Annotated in this window: 7 protein-coding genes and 1 pseudogene; 5 read left to right on the top strand and 3 right to left on the bottom strand. The window is 43.1% G+C overall.

Annotated elements, in window-relative coordinates; translation table 11 throughout:
- Nucleotides 1-749: SDR family NAD(P)-dependent oxidoreductase (locus tag EYA77_RS00080; RefSeq protein ID WP_167815501.1), on the bottom strand; the 749-nt coding region annotated here is incomplete at its 3' end.
- A gap of 562 nt (nt 750-1,311) precedes the next feature.
- On the opposite strand from EYA77_RS00080, the gene EYA77_RS00075 reads away from it, so the two are divergent.
- The 3 genes and pseudogenes from EYA77_RS00075 to EYA77_RS00065 all read left to right on the top strand — a co-directional run bounded on the left by EYA77_RS00075 (nt 1,312) and on the right by EYA77_RS00065 (nt 4,092).
- Nucleotides 1,312-2,289, top strand: a complete 978-nt coding sequence (locus EYA77_RS00075; RefSeq protein WP_167815500.1) for a transposase — start codon at nt 1,312-1,314, stop codon at nt 2,287-2,289.
- A 70-nt stretch (nt 2,290-2,359) separates the two neighbouring features.
- Nucleotides 2,360-2,617: pseudogene (locus tag EYA77_RS00070) on the top strand (IS1634 family transposase); the annotation flags it as partial.
- 380 nt (nt 2,618-2,997) lie between these two features.
- Nucleotides 2,998-4,092: an IS256 family transposase gene (locus EYA77_RS00065; RefSeq protein WP_167815499.1), complete on the top strand. Its 1,095-nt coding sequence runs from the start codon at nt 2,998-3,000 to the stop codon at nt 4,090-4,092.
- Between the two features lie 167 nt (nt 4,093-4,259).
- Here EYA77_RS00065 and EYA77_RS00060 read toward each other — a convergent pair whose 3' ends face one another.
- Entirely contained in the window at nt 4,260-6,227 is a 1,968-nt protein-coding gene (locus EYA77_RS00060; protein ID WP_167815498.1) for a hypothetical protein, read from the bottom strand.
- 251 nt (nt 6,228-6,478) lie between these two features.
- On the opposite strand from EYA77_RS00060, the gene EYA77_RS00055 reads away from it, so the two are divergent.
- The gene (locus EYA77_RS00055) at nt 6,479-8,209 is read left to right on the top strand and encodes a hypothetical protein (protein ID WP_167815497.1); all 1,731 of its coding nucleotides are present in this window, start codon (nt 6,479-6,481) and stop codon (nt 8,207-8,209) included.
- Between the two features lie 12 nt (nt 8,210-8,221).
- Here the strand turns inward: EYA77_RS00055 and EYA77_RS00050 are convergent, their stop codons facing one another.
- Nucleotides 8,222-9,706: a lipopolysaccharide biosynthesis protein gene (locus EYA77_RS00050; protein WP_167815496.1), complete on the bottom strand. Its 1,485-nt coding sequence runs from the start codon at nt 9,704-9,706 to the stop codon at nt 8,222-8,224.
- Between the two features lie 2,847 nt (nt 9,707-12,553).
- Here EYA77_RS00050 and EYA77_RS00045 point away from each other — a divergent pair.
- A complete protein-coding gene (locus tag EYA77_RS00045; RefSeq protein WP_167815495.1) occupies nt 12,554-12,847 on the top strand; it encodes a hypothetical protein in 294 nt (97 codons plus the stop codon).
- The last annotated feature ends 496 nt before the right edge of the window (nt 12,848-13,343 follow it).

Raw genomic sequence — 13,343 nt, 5'->3', positions numbered from 1 at the left:
TTCGGAGCTATTTTTTTCAGCATAACTTTTGCGAGATCGATAATTTTCAACACCGGCATCTTCAAAATGAAGATCTCCATCCCTTTAGCCATCATTCCGGCTTTGATTACAAGATTGACTGATTGTGGAATGGTCAATACAAAGCGTGTCATTTCTGGATCAGTGATAGTCAGGGAACTACCTGTTGCAATTTGATGCATAAAAATGGGTATGATCGACCCCCGGGAGTTCAGAACATTGCCAAAGCGCACTACAGCAAATGCTGTGCCGTTATTCTTCTGGTGGTTGTTTGCTGATATGGTCAATCGCTCTGCGAGATATTTACTCGCCCCCATAGTGTTTATCGGGTCGACTGCTTTGTCTGTCGAAATCATAATGACTTTTTTCACATGATTTCTGATGGCTGCGTCCAGGATATTTTGAGTGCCGAGAATGTTGGTTTTCACTGCTTCATATGGATTAAATTCACAGAGTGGAACATGTTTCAAAGCTGCAGCATGAAACACAATATCGACACCAGTAAAAACGGTAATCATGCGTTCAGCATCCCTGACATCACCGATCAGGATCTGGATCCTGTTGGATTTCAGTTCCTGCTGCATATCAAAAAGTCCGGTCTCATTGTTGTCCATGAGGATCAATGATTTTGGTTCATACGTCAGGAGTTGTCGTACCAACTGGCTGCCAATAGAACCGACACCTCCAGTAACGAGAATGGTCTTATCATGATAATAGGTATAACAATCCATATTATATTTAATATATTTTCTAACTTATATAAAATGATATCATAACTCCATCTAATGGAGACTATTTTTCCTCTATTTGTGTGATAAAGAAGTTTGTACTAACACGAAAAGATTTAGTTGTCGTTTACGTCCTTCACGTCAACCGTATGTCGTGGTCTTAAGTGCTGAAGAAATTCATCAGATTGTCATAATGACTGCCGATTGGCATTATCCTGTAATGACCGTCGCAAATATGTTTCACGTGTCTCCTGAACGGGTGTATCAGCTCCGAAAATCCTATCGTGACACAGGCGTGTATCCTCAGCCCAAAAAGCTTGGACGTCCTCCAGTAATTGTCTCCCCGGAAATACGTATGATAATCATGGCTCAAACCTGACTTTGACAGTTGCAAAAATATCCTTCATTCAGACATCTCGTAAACGCAACAAAAGAGAAAACTAGTCCCTGTGAGCCGTCAATTTAATTTTGCACAATGAAAACCAACAGACGCACAGAGACACTCAGTATTACACCCACTCCTCACATATCTTTTCCGATTGGCCCTCTCCTCCTCAGCGAAAAAATGTTCACCTCCCTTGACCTCCCCTCCCTCTTCTCCCCGCTAAAAAAGAAAGGAATCGACATCTCTACCCTGATCAAATCCCTCACCGCCTACAAACTCAGCGACAACTTCAGCATCAAACGTGCTCATTCCTGGCTCATGCAGCCGGAAACCAGAGAATACTATGATCTCCCTTCGTTCACGGGAAAAACGCTGTATCGCCTCATGGAGACCCTCGGTGAAAACAGCGGATTCATCATCTCCGGACTGGAGGACAGAATATTTTCCCGCTATCAGTTCGAGCACACCGACGTAAATCTCGACTGGACAAGCCTTGTCCTTCACGGGAGTGCCTCACCTTTGGGAAAATACGGCTACAGTCGTGATCACCGGCCGGATAAACAGCAGATAACTCTGGGGATCACGGAACTTGCCCACCCGATCAATGTACCGACCGGTGTAACGGTGAAAGCCGGAAATGTAAATGACGTCACCCATTTCCGGTCAACGTTTCTTCAATCCCAGAAAAAACTCACCGAAGGTTCCCTGATCATCTTTGATAAAGGAGCCGGATCAAAACAAAATCTGGAACTCATTGGAGCATGCAGGCATGACTATTTGACCGCAAAGAAACTGAACAAAAGTGACGATAAGATCATCAAAACGTTTTGGCAGAGGAATCCGATCAAGATCAATCCGGAGGAGGCAGAACCAAACCACGGAATATACGGGATAAAGATCGTGAAACCCGGCAGTGTAACCTATTTCTATTTCTCGGAGGGGCTTGAGGCGCAGAATCTGGATGCTTTGTCACGGAAAGTTTACCGGCAGTTCATGGAAGCGGAGGTGATTCAGGAGTGTATTTCCCGAAACAGAAAGCTGCCGAAGAAGATCGGGATCGCAAATCCGCTGGTGAAGATTTCCTATTCGGTTCAGACAAAACTCGTAGAGATGTTGGAAGAGGCGGGTTGGACGCGGAACGCGGCCGACCTTAGCTGAGGCGGGCTGCCCCGTGGGGCGGCCTCAGCCAAGCAAGTCGATAGACTTGCGAGCAAATCTCTGATTTGCGAACGAGGCGATTGCCTTTCTCAGGGAGAAGCTGAATTCCGGAAGAGGAGGTTTTTTCGCCCTCACTTCAAGCAGGAATTTGACACTTGCAGAAGCGCTTGAACGCTACCGAAAAAAGGATTCGATTGAGAAGATCTTTCATTCGCTGAAGAATGAGATCGAGATTAAACCACTGAGAGTATGGACGGAGAATAGTATTCGCGGCGCAACTCTGATCGGGTTTCTGGCACAGCTGTTTGTGTCTCTGGTTCGGTATGAGGTCCCGGAAGCACAGGCGGGTTGACCCAAAGGGGCAGCCTTAGCAAAGCAAGACGCAGTCTTGCGCCACATGTGGCTACAAAATTCATCAAATATTCGCTGATGAATTTGAGAGAAGCGAGGCCGTCAGGCCGAAGCGGAGAGCACGGTTTTTCCGTGCGAACTTACGATGATGAAGGGGAAAGAGAGAGGGTACCGATGTCTGTTTTCCAATTTTGATGCGCTGAATACGGCGATACTTGGGCTAAAAAGCGGGGTGGGATGAGGGTGGAAAGGAGGATAAGAGGCAACTGTCAAATTCTCTTTTTCCCATTTTTGGAAGGGTGAGGAGCGAGAGCACTAAAGGGGGGGGGAATTGCGAACTGTCAAAGTTAGGCTGTCATGCTCGAGGAAGCTGCCCAGAAATCCTGCAGTGAACCCTATGAACGAAGTGATACCAGAACCGCTCACCGGAATGGTTTCAAACCCCGTACATTAAAAACTTCACATGGAGATCTGGTGCTGAAGAAGCCTCAGTTTCGCGAGAAATCTTTTGAATCGAAGATTTTCGAGAATTACTCCCGCGTAGATCAATTCCTCAAAAATGTGATACTAGAATCCTATCTTCAGGGTGTGAGTACCCGAAAGATAGAATCCGTTGTGAAAACATTGGGAGTTGACGAACTCTCTGCGTCCAGCGTATCCCGGATCTCCAAAGAACTCGATGAGAAGGTAAACGAGTTCCTCAAACGCCCCATTGAGCAGGAGATCCGTTATCTCTTCGTAGATGCTACGTATGCAAAAATACGTGAAAAGAGCAGATATGTAACAAAAGCTCTATTCATCGTTGTAGGTGTCCGAGTTGACGGATATCGTGAGATTCTTGGTGCAAAACTTGCGGATTCTGAATCTGAATCCTATTGGACGCTCATGTTTGACGAGCTGAAAGAGCGAGGTCTTTCAGGTGTGCAGTTAGTGATTTCCGATGGACATAAAGGGATTCAGGCAGCAGTTGCATCTTCCTTTGTCGGATCTTCCTGGCAAATGTCCAAGAACCGCAGGCTCTTGAGACGTCTCACGAGCTTTCAGCTCGTGGACATGTGTTACGTTCACTATATGAGGAATATCTTGAAGCATCTCCCGCGAAAAATGCAGGGAGATATTACTGCATCTCTTCGAGATGCAGAAGGCAGTGAGTTGGAATTACAGAGAATAGCTCAGGAATTACGGGAAAATGGACAGAATGCTTCGGCAAATACTCTCGAGAGGTTTCTGCCGGATGTGGGTAATTATAGAGATTTTCCCAAAGATCACTGGAAAAAGATACGGACGACGAATGGGGTTGAGAGAATCAATACTGAGGTAAAAAGAAGGATCCGAAAGATCGGGGCATTTCCAAGTTCAGATTCGTTTATGAGGCTTGTTGGATCGATTCTGATGAATATTAACGAAGAGTGGATGACAGGAAATAGATATTTGAAGATGGAGAGTGAATAAGTGAGTACGGAATTAGGGCCTGGAGAATTTACAGAAAAGTCGGCACACTACCATAAAATGGTGAGAAGTGTCACTATCACAGTTCAGAAACATTCATGGGAGGGAGTTGTACAACAGGAGATAACACTGTATCAGAATCTGCTCAGATCACAAACAGGTTAGTGCGGTCAGCAAATCCAATACCACACTACCTGGTCATTATCATAAAGTCTGTTACTGTCAGCGTCTAATTCCTGTTGATATGGTGTTTCCAATTGTATAAGCTGTGTTATTTTCTTACCTGAGCCATATGTATAATACTGAAAAGTTGGTGTTTTCAGTAATGTCTCACGAAAGATCAGATATTCTCCAGCATACTCTTGATAGGTCTTCCATTGTGCAGAATTAATATTTCCCATATCACTCTGCTGTTCCAACCCGGATCTGTATAATGATGCTAATAACGGTCGCCAAAATGCTTGATCATACTGTATTGAAGAGTAGAACTCTGGCAAATTTCCTGTTACGGTAGTTAAACTAGTGATCTCTGCTGTGGTAAAACTATGTGAGATGTAGGTATCTTTCACCCAAATAGGATTATCAGCTGAGATTTCGCTGTATGATACATTAACAACAGTAACGAGTGATACTGCAAGCACTATCATACAGACAGCTTTCCAATGAAAATGGTTTCGTTTTGTTGAATGTACATATATATATATCACATATGCCAAACCGAGAGCAGAGAGAAGTTCCAGATATGGCAGAAAACGGTGTGCCATTCCAGAATAAAAGAAGATAGATAAAAAAAAGGCAACTACTGTAATCAATAATGCTCCCGCAATTATGTGAAGTAAGTTACTTTTTTTATGCATAGAAGGAGCAGCGTATTTCATTGAAAAATATACTATCATTAATAATACGCATACATACAAGATCTCATTTCCGTTGAGTAATGAAAATAATACATTCGGTTCTGTAATATTAATATATAAATCAATATTTGGTGCAACCTCTGCTACTGATTCTGCACGGGAAAAGAATATTTCTATTGAACTCTGAAAACCAAATACCGCAATAAACCAATATAGTATCATACATACAAGAGATATAAAGAAAATGAACATACTTTTTGTGTACACTTTCTTATCTGTCAATAAGGATCCAAGCCAGCAACCGAATAATATAATCAATATGATAAACGTGCTGAACTGATGTGCGAGAATCAGAGAAACAAACATTACAATATAGAGGAGTGCATATCGAATTCCATTTTTATCAGATTTAGTAAGCCACCCAAAATATGCAAGCATCAATACACATGTTACGAGAACACCATATGAGGTTGTCTGAGCTAGTATCCTCCACGTAATAATATGTCCAAAGACATTTGCGAGGAGAAATGCAATTAATGCATACTTATTTCCAACTGATTTTCTGATTATCAGAAATACCACTAATGATACTGCAATAGATGGAAGAGTCACCGCGATTATTGAGGCTATTCTTATATCAACCGCTGATACAATATCTGTTAATGCAACAGCAATATGTTGTAAAGGATAGTCGACTTCTTTTCCCGGGAAGAAACTTAATGTTCCTGTCTTAGCAATGACCTCGTTCATGAGTGCATGATACCAAGTATCATTACCATGCCAATAATAATATTTAAATGAAGAAAGCGTAGTTATTGCTGATAGTATGAATATTTTGATAATATGCCAAGATACTTTGATTCTTTCTGAAGAAATAAGGATGGAAAACGATAATAAGCCCGCAAGAATACCAGTTAATATAAAATAAACAGTTGGCCTGGAAGAGGTAAATTGTAAAATTAATAGAAGTACAATTATACCACTAAAGAAAAAAATATCTAAATATCTTTGTATATTTCCGGCGTTCCCTATCGATGGAGTAAAAGCTGGTTCGACCGCAGCGTTATCGGCCTCATAGTTGACGACAGCATTTGAAGATTTTCTCGTTGCATATATCACATATAATAGTATTATTCCACCAATACTTGTGATCAGAGCATATTTAATCGATATACGCTCAAATATATATAGGGTCCAAGATGCAGCAATTAATATGAAACATATAATTATGAGAAGAATGGGTCCATATGTCCAGTATATATTCCTTAATTTTGCAATCATGCTTGATCTCAAATAAATTCGTTACTAATGATTATTGATAGCATCACATTCTATTTTTTTCGTTCATGGATAAATATAGAATCAGCTACTCTCTGTAAGTAATTGGATAGTAAAGGTTATAATTTGATTGATGATATTCTTGATGTATTGAGTGCTGGTCAATCCACATTCTATATCTTAATCTGTTGGAAAGACACCACGGTGCTACCACCCATCACATCTATTATCGATAAAACACCAATAGAATAACCATGCCTGGATTTTGTGGAATCTATAGACGCAGTGGACCAATTGAAACGGATTTCAACACACAAATTGGGATTACACCAACAACGGAAAAAGAACTTCAATTAACCCAGTGTTATATTAGACAGTATATCATTCCTAAGTTTGAAGCGGATAAACTATTCTACAACAATAAGGATATATTTTATTGTACAGACGGAGTGGTTTTTAATGCAGCAGATTTCTACCCGACATATAACTCTACTACTCTATCAGATTTACTTCCAAAAATGTATGAGAAAGAGGGAATACAGCATATAGCGAAGTTAAGGGGTGTATTCTCTGGCATGATTATCGATAAAAATGAAAATAAAATTCACATTTTTACGGATCATCTTGGTTCAAAACGATTATTTTACTATTATAATCCAAATACAAAGGATTTTTTCTTTGCTTCCGATTTAAAAATAGTAATTACGTTAATGAAAAAATACGGTTATACTACTCAGCTTTCAGAAGACGGTGCATATTGTCTCTTAACCTTTGGATACATGCTTCGTGACATAACTCTCTGTAACGAGGTTCATCATTTAGAACCTGGAACTATCCTGACAATATCACTGAATACTGGGGATATAGAGAAGAAGAGATATTATGAATTAAAAAGCACGCCATATATTGAAGATAGCGAAGAAAACATCATTCAGGAACTTGATAAGCGTTTTTGTCAGGCAATTAAACGTGAGTATGATAAAGATAATGAATATGGGTATCGGCATATTGTTACATTAAGCGGCGGCCTGGATTCACGTATGACACTGGTCAAAGGAGTTATGCTTGGATATAAAAATATAAGAACATTGACGTTTTCCCAGAGTGGTTATCTGGATCAACTTATCTCACAGGATATCGCAGCTGATTTAAATTGTGATTATGTATTCCACGCTTTGGATAATGGTAATTATCTTTTGGATATTGAGAGTCCTGTCAGAGCTAATGATGGGTTGATTCTGTATGGTGGTGGTGCTCATCAGCTGTCTTCTGTCGCAATGCTGAATTGGGCTGAATTGGGATTATTGCATACAGGAATACTTGGTGGTGCGGCGATTGGGACATATTTAAGGGATATTTGCCACCATCCCGTTAATATTACCGTACTAAAAAAAATTTCCTATTCCTCAAAATTATTCAAGAAAATACCCTCAAATCTTCTTATGGAAATTGCAAATAGTTATGATAATGAGGAAATTTGTTCTTTTTATGAACGTGGCATAAATGGAATATATAATGGATACTATATGACACAAAATTATTCTGAATATGCATCTCCTGGTTTGGATGTGGATTTTTTGGATTATGCTATGAAAATCCATCCAAAAATGAGATATAATAATAAAATTTATGCAAAATGGATTAAAACATGTACCCCCATCGCCGCACAATATATCTGGGAAAAAACAGGAAGTAAAATAAATACACCCCATATAATTGGATTCTGCAAACGTACCTTACGTTACTTAAAGGGGCGGGTTCTGAATCAGAGATTAGTATCTATGAATCCGTTTAATTATTGGTATACGCACAATCCTGCCATTAAAGAATATTTTGATAATCATTATTCTAGTGGTATTTCATCTCTTATGGGGCATCCGGAGTTAAAGATGGATGTTGAAGGTCTCTATCAATCGGGCACACCCTTAGAAAAAACACAGGCACTTACTCTTCTTGAAGCCGTTAAATGGCTTGAATTAGAATAAATCTGTGATTATTCATGCTGAATTGATAAGATTTTTAACATTCCTATCTCTTTTAAAGAGGTATACTTCATAAAGTATTAATACACACCCTGCTGCAATCAATATTATCCACCCATCTAACTCGAGAATAACCATCAGTTGGAAAATGATGAGAAATGCCGCTGCTATCAACAAATATTTATTAGTATTTTTTAGGATTCTCATACACCGTCCACCAGATGACTTCACATAGTAATAATTAGAATATCCAACCAATATTACGCCGGTCATCATAAAGAGCAGAAGGGCAATATACACATTATTCATGATGCCTCCAATTACCAGTGAGAAAAATCTGCAGATCACTGAAAATATATTCATTTTCAATCCGAATCCCTGAATCTCTAACACCGCTGTGAGCGGACTAATGGGTGATGTAATAAATACTAAGCAAATCCAAACGGTGAGAATTTGAGCATATATTCCGGCTTCATACCATTCACTTCCAAAGATAACCGAAAACAACACCCCTCCTGTAACTGCAATAATTGCAAATGGAACTATTGAAATACTGGTTAATGCTGACACCATGTTTTCAACTAATTCTGGTAGTGATCCGGAATGTTTTGCAATAGAGGCACGCTGAAAAAATACTTGTCCAATGGATGCGCCGATAAATCCTAGCGGTATTGAGAGAATCTGATACCCAAGCGTATATAACCCGGTGATCGTTGATGAAAAATAAACAGATAATATGAATATCGGCAACACGCTGGAAATGGTATTCAGCCATGAACCCCAAGTGTCGATTAATGGGAATTTTTTGTATCTTTTTAGTTGTAGTAAAATATTATTCCAAGAAAAACTATTTACAATCAACTTAAGATCACATCTTAATATTTGTCCAAGGAGAATTGTCATTCCAATTGTATTTCCAACAATCTGACCAATAATTAATGACCCGGGTAATACATACCCACCTACACCCAAACCCAATTGTAATCCGCCTCTAGAAATAGACTGCAATGCCTGCGTTGCTGCCTGTGTGCCGAATCTCTTTCTCCTAGTATTCCAGTATCTCAAAGTCACATACAACCCGTCTATAAAAACAGCAACCGGCACTAAAAAGAGATAATCCTTCACTGCAGCATTGCCAAGCAAAGATGTAATCAGATCTCCACATAAAAACATTATCGGAATAGTGAAAAGACTCACACATACAAGAATAATCAGACATAACAGAAAAACTGCACCCGCATCCTTATCATCTTTGGGCAGCAAGATAGCCAGCTCATAGCGCATGCAGGCGATAACAACAATGATAGAAACAATCGAAATAAAAACTGAAGCGACCCCGTATATCTCCGGAGAGAAGATGCGGGTGATGATCGGCGTAAGACAAATAGCAACAATCTGCGCAACAACAGTCCCCGATACAAGCTTCCCCACATCCTTTCCAAAAGACTTCTTATCTGTATTGGCATCCGGTGACTGCCGCACACCCTCTTCTTCCGTCATCTATTCCACAAACCTGCCCATTCTCTTTTATACTAATCTGCCTTCACGACACATAAATACTGCCGGATGGATCCTGCCAAAAAAACCCGATTCTCCGCACCACCGCTCCCCGCCGCGATCCCCCCTCCTCCTTCTCTGACAAAAAGCCCGCCGTTATTCGCGGACGCGATAGGATAACGGGGCTTGGGCGGCTGGTGACGAGTAGCTTTGGGTGGTTGCAAGGGCGCTGTGAGGCCGCGGTCACTTCCCCGCACCCCGGTTCAAGAAAAGGAATCGGCCCTCCTCAATTGAGATCCATTTTCAAAGATTCAGTTTATTTTGATTCTGGACTTTTCAATCGATCTTATTTTTGCGGGAGGCGCTGGGGCGCCGACAGGATTTGCCCGAACGGTCCCGATGAAGGGATGAGCAAGACAGCGAAGCTGGATTGCGAAAGTGAGGAACTGCAAATCCGATTCGCTTCGCCCGAAGGGCAGATTCGCGCCGATTCGCGGTTGGTTTTTTCTCTTGTATCCACACCCAACAAACTCCTTTCCAAATTGTATCCTCACAAACATCCCGTAAGTCCAATCTGAATTCTTCGCTCCTGACGAACTACTTTGAAAGCCCAAGCGGGCTTTGCCCGCTTGAGGCGGCACGCAAGCCTTTGGCTTGCACGCAACGTATAAGGGCCTCAGAAATAGGATACTCCACCGCGGGCCGACTCGCAAGGCTTTGCCTTGCTCAGCTGAGGGCGTCGACTTCGTCGCCACCCCGCCTCCGCGCCGGATCGCAAACTATCCTGAAAGCAAGTTCTATCTGAATTCTTCACTCCTGACGAACTACTTTGAAACGTATAGGGCCCTCAGAAATAGGATATACCACCGCGGGCCGCTCCGCGCCGGAGTCGCGGCCCCGCACCCCAAAAAATAGACGAGAGATTCTCTCTCATTCTCTAAAAGCAAAAAAAACCTTCATTGCTCCGCCCCTGTCCCCCTTTTCGTGATATTCGTTGATTTTCGTGCTTTTTTGTGTTGGGGGACGGGGGAGGGTACGATATGGATCAACACCTAGGTGATTTTTCTTTTTCGTATTTTTGTGATTGTTTTCGTGAATTTCGTGTGATGAGGCGTAACATCCAAAGAATCCCGCTTAAACAAATTCGATCTTGTTCCCCAGGGAGGGGGGGGCGATAAACGATCGCGGGTGTACAAGAAGGCTCGCCCCTTCGGGGCTCGCGTAAGGGTAAGCGGATGCTGCGCCCCTGATTCGTCTATGTGTAGGAGATGGTGGGCGATAAACGAAGGAAGGTGTACTCGAAGGCTTCGCCCCTTCGGGGCTCGCGTAAGGGGGAGGAGAATGGGGGGGCGATAAACGATCACAGATTCACGAGGATGCTGCGCCCCTGTTTCGTCTATGTGTAGGAGATGGTGGGCGATAAACGACGGAGGGTGTACGCGGAGGCTTCGCCCCTCGGGAGCAAAAGCGGCAAAGAGGATATTCCCACCGCGTCGGGCTCCGCGCCGACTCGCAAACTATCCTGAAAGGAAGTTCCATCTGAATTCTTCATTCCTGATGAACTACTTTGAAACGTATAGGGGCCCCAAAAAATAGGATACTCCACCGCGTCGGGCTCCGCGCCGGAGTCGCCCTCCCGCACCCCGGTTCAGAAAAGAAAATGGGATATTTGAGATGTATTTTGAAAGGGAAGTAGTTTGGGAGTGTGGACACAAGAGAAATAATCAACAATACATTTCCTGATGTGTGCACTTGATTTCTTTCCATTCCTCCACCCCTGTCCCCCTTTTTGTGCATTTCGTTGGCGGGTTGGACGCTGAAAGCGGCCGACCTCAGCCGAGCAAACCGAAGGTTTGCGAATATGTGGGTTTTTGTGTTGGGGGACGGGGGAGGGTACTACGTGGATTTGCCTATAACCCAATCTTATTGATTTTCGTGTTTTTGTGGAATTTTTTGTGAATTTAGTGTGATGATGTTTACATCTGAAGAATCCCACACACGAAACCAAAGTACATCCAAAAATCCATAATGGCAATCCTGATTCGTTTCATCACCTGAAAAAGAGTGGTCCATGTACACACGAAAAAGTAGATCCGCCCCCCTTTCCGCAGCACAACCGTTCGCAAGTCTATCGACTTGATCGCAAACATTCTGTTTGCTCAGCTAAGATCGCCGGCTGCGCCGTCGATCCGCCTCAGCTAAGGTTGTCCGCTTTCAGCGTCCAACCCGCCTCAGCTGAGGCCGCCCCTAAAGGGACGGCCCGCCCCCGCGCTCCTCCTTCCGGCACGAAATAACACCCAAAAAAACACACCTCTCAAAAAACCAAAAACCCTATATACGATAACAAAAATTTTACCATCCATAACCCCCTCCCCTCCCAATGACCACCGCCTTACTGCAAAAACCCGGGGCACTATCGCACCGCGCGGTCAGGGGTTTATATAATTCAACAGCATAACTCAACAACAAAACAGACAAATGATCGAGAAATACACATAATACGTCAAAAACAACCATTAAATACTCCAAAAACACACCAATAATTAACAACATCAGGCAGGTGAAAAACAGCCTGGTACTAGCCCGGAGCACGAGTCCTTTTGGACGGCGAGTTGCTAGGAGCATGGGATCCCGCATTACCTTACTATCCCCTCTGCCACGGGTGAACCCTCAAGCCTTTTTCATCAGCCCGGTGAACACCAGGCATGGGAATCGTGCCGGTCAACGGAAAAATCCCGGAAGAGGACGCTTTAGCTCCTCTCCCGGGTCAGCAGGAAAAGGTATGCCGCTGGGTCAACCGGCATGCATCGACGTAGAACAGCCATGCCGATCAAAAGGCAAGGAATTCTAATGACTGAAAAAAGTAATGAAAAAATGGAAGAGTCAGGCTCCAACCTGAACTCAAGTCCGCATACGAAGATCTGTCTCAAAATGAGCCAGGTCATCATGGAAACGCCCGTCGAATACAACGGCCGGATCTCAACCAGGATCCCGATGAAAAACAAGGAATGGTTCTACCGCCATGCAAAAAAGGAAGGCATCAAACCGTCCGAACTCCAGCGCCGCATCGTCATTAAGGAAATGAACAAATGGCGCGAAGAGGAACTGGAGGAAGAGCGCCGGAAAAAAGAGCGCAGACCCTAAGCATCCAAAGATTCAGCAGACAGAAATGCGGCGCGTGCATGCGTCCGGCATCTGCAGACAGGGGTCATAGAGAAGCGGTGTGCAGGATAAAGACGCACATCGCTCAACGATCATATCCCGGGATGGATCTCCGGGATATATACTCTTTTTCGGGGCGGGTTGGACGCGGAACGCGGACGACCTCAGCTGAGGCGGGGACCTTTAGGTCCCTTAGCTGAGCAAGGTTTTTCCTTGCGACCAAATCTTTGATTTGCGTTTTGTTTTCGTGAATTTCGTGTGATGAGGCGTAACATCCAAAGAATCCCACTTAAACAAATTCGATCTTGTTCCCCAGGGAGGGGGTTCGCAAATCAAAGATTTGCTCTCCGACTCGGGTCTACGACCCTCGCTTGTTCACAAGTCTATCGACTTGCTCTCCGACTCGGGTCTTCGACCCTCGCTTGTTCTCAAACCTTCGGTTTGCTCTCCGACTCGGGTCTTCGACCCTCGCTTGTTC

It is taken from the genome of Methanocorpusculum sp. GPch4 (assembly GCF_012062385.1).
Classification (GTDB): domain Archaea; phylum Halobacteriota; class Methanomicrobia; order Methanomicrobiales; family Methanocorpusculaceae; genus Methanocorpusculum; species Methanocorpusculum parvum.
This window is presented reverse-complemented; position numbering and strand designations above follow the sequence as displayed.

What these genes read in the sequence shown, in the direction of transcription:
- EYA77_RS00055 (WP_167815497.1), top strand. Translation starts at nt 6,479, where the DNA reads ATGCCTGGATTTTGTGGAATCTATAGACGCAGTGGACCAATTGAAACG.
- EYA77_RS00050 (WP_167815496.1), bottom strand. Translation starts at nt 9,706, where the DNA reads ATGACGGAAGAAGAGGGTGTGCGGCAGTCACCGGATGCCAATACAGAT.
- EYA77_RS00075 (WP_167815500.1), top strand. Translation starts at nt 1,312, where the DNA reads ATGTTCACCTCCCTTGACCTCCCCTCCCTCTTCTCCCCGCTAAAAAAG.
- EYA77_RS00065 (WP_167815499.1), top strand. Translation starts at nt 2,998, where the DNA reads ATGCTCGAGGAAGCTGCCCAGAAATCCTGCAGTGAACCCTATGAACGA.
- EYA77_RS00045 (WP_167815495.1), top strand. Translation starts at nt 12,554, where the DNA reads ATGACTGAAAAAAGTAATGAAAAAATGGAAGAGTCAGGCTCCAACCTG.
- EYA77_RS00060 (WP_167815498.1), bottom strand. Translation starts at nt 6,227, where the DNA reads ATGATTGCAAAATTAAGGAATATATACTGGACATATGGACCCATTCTT.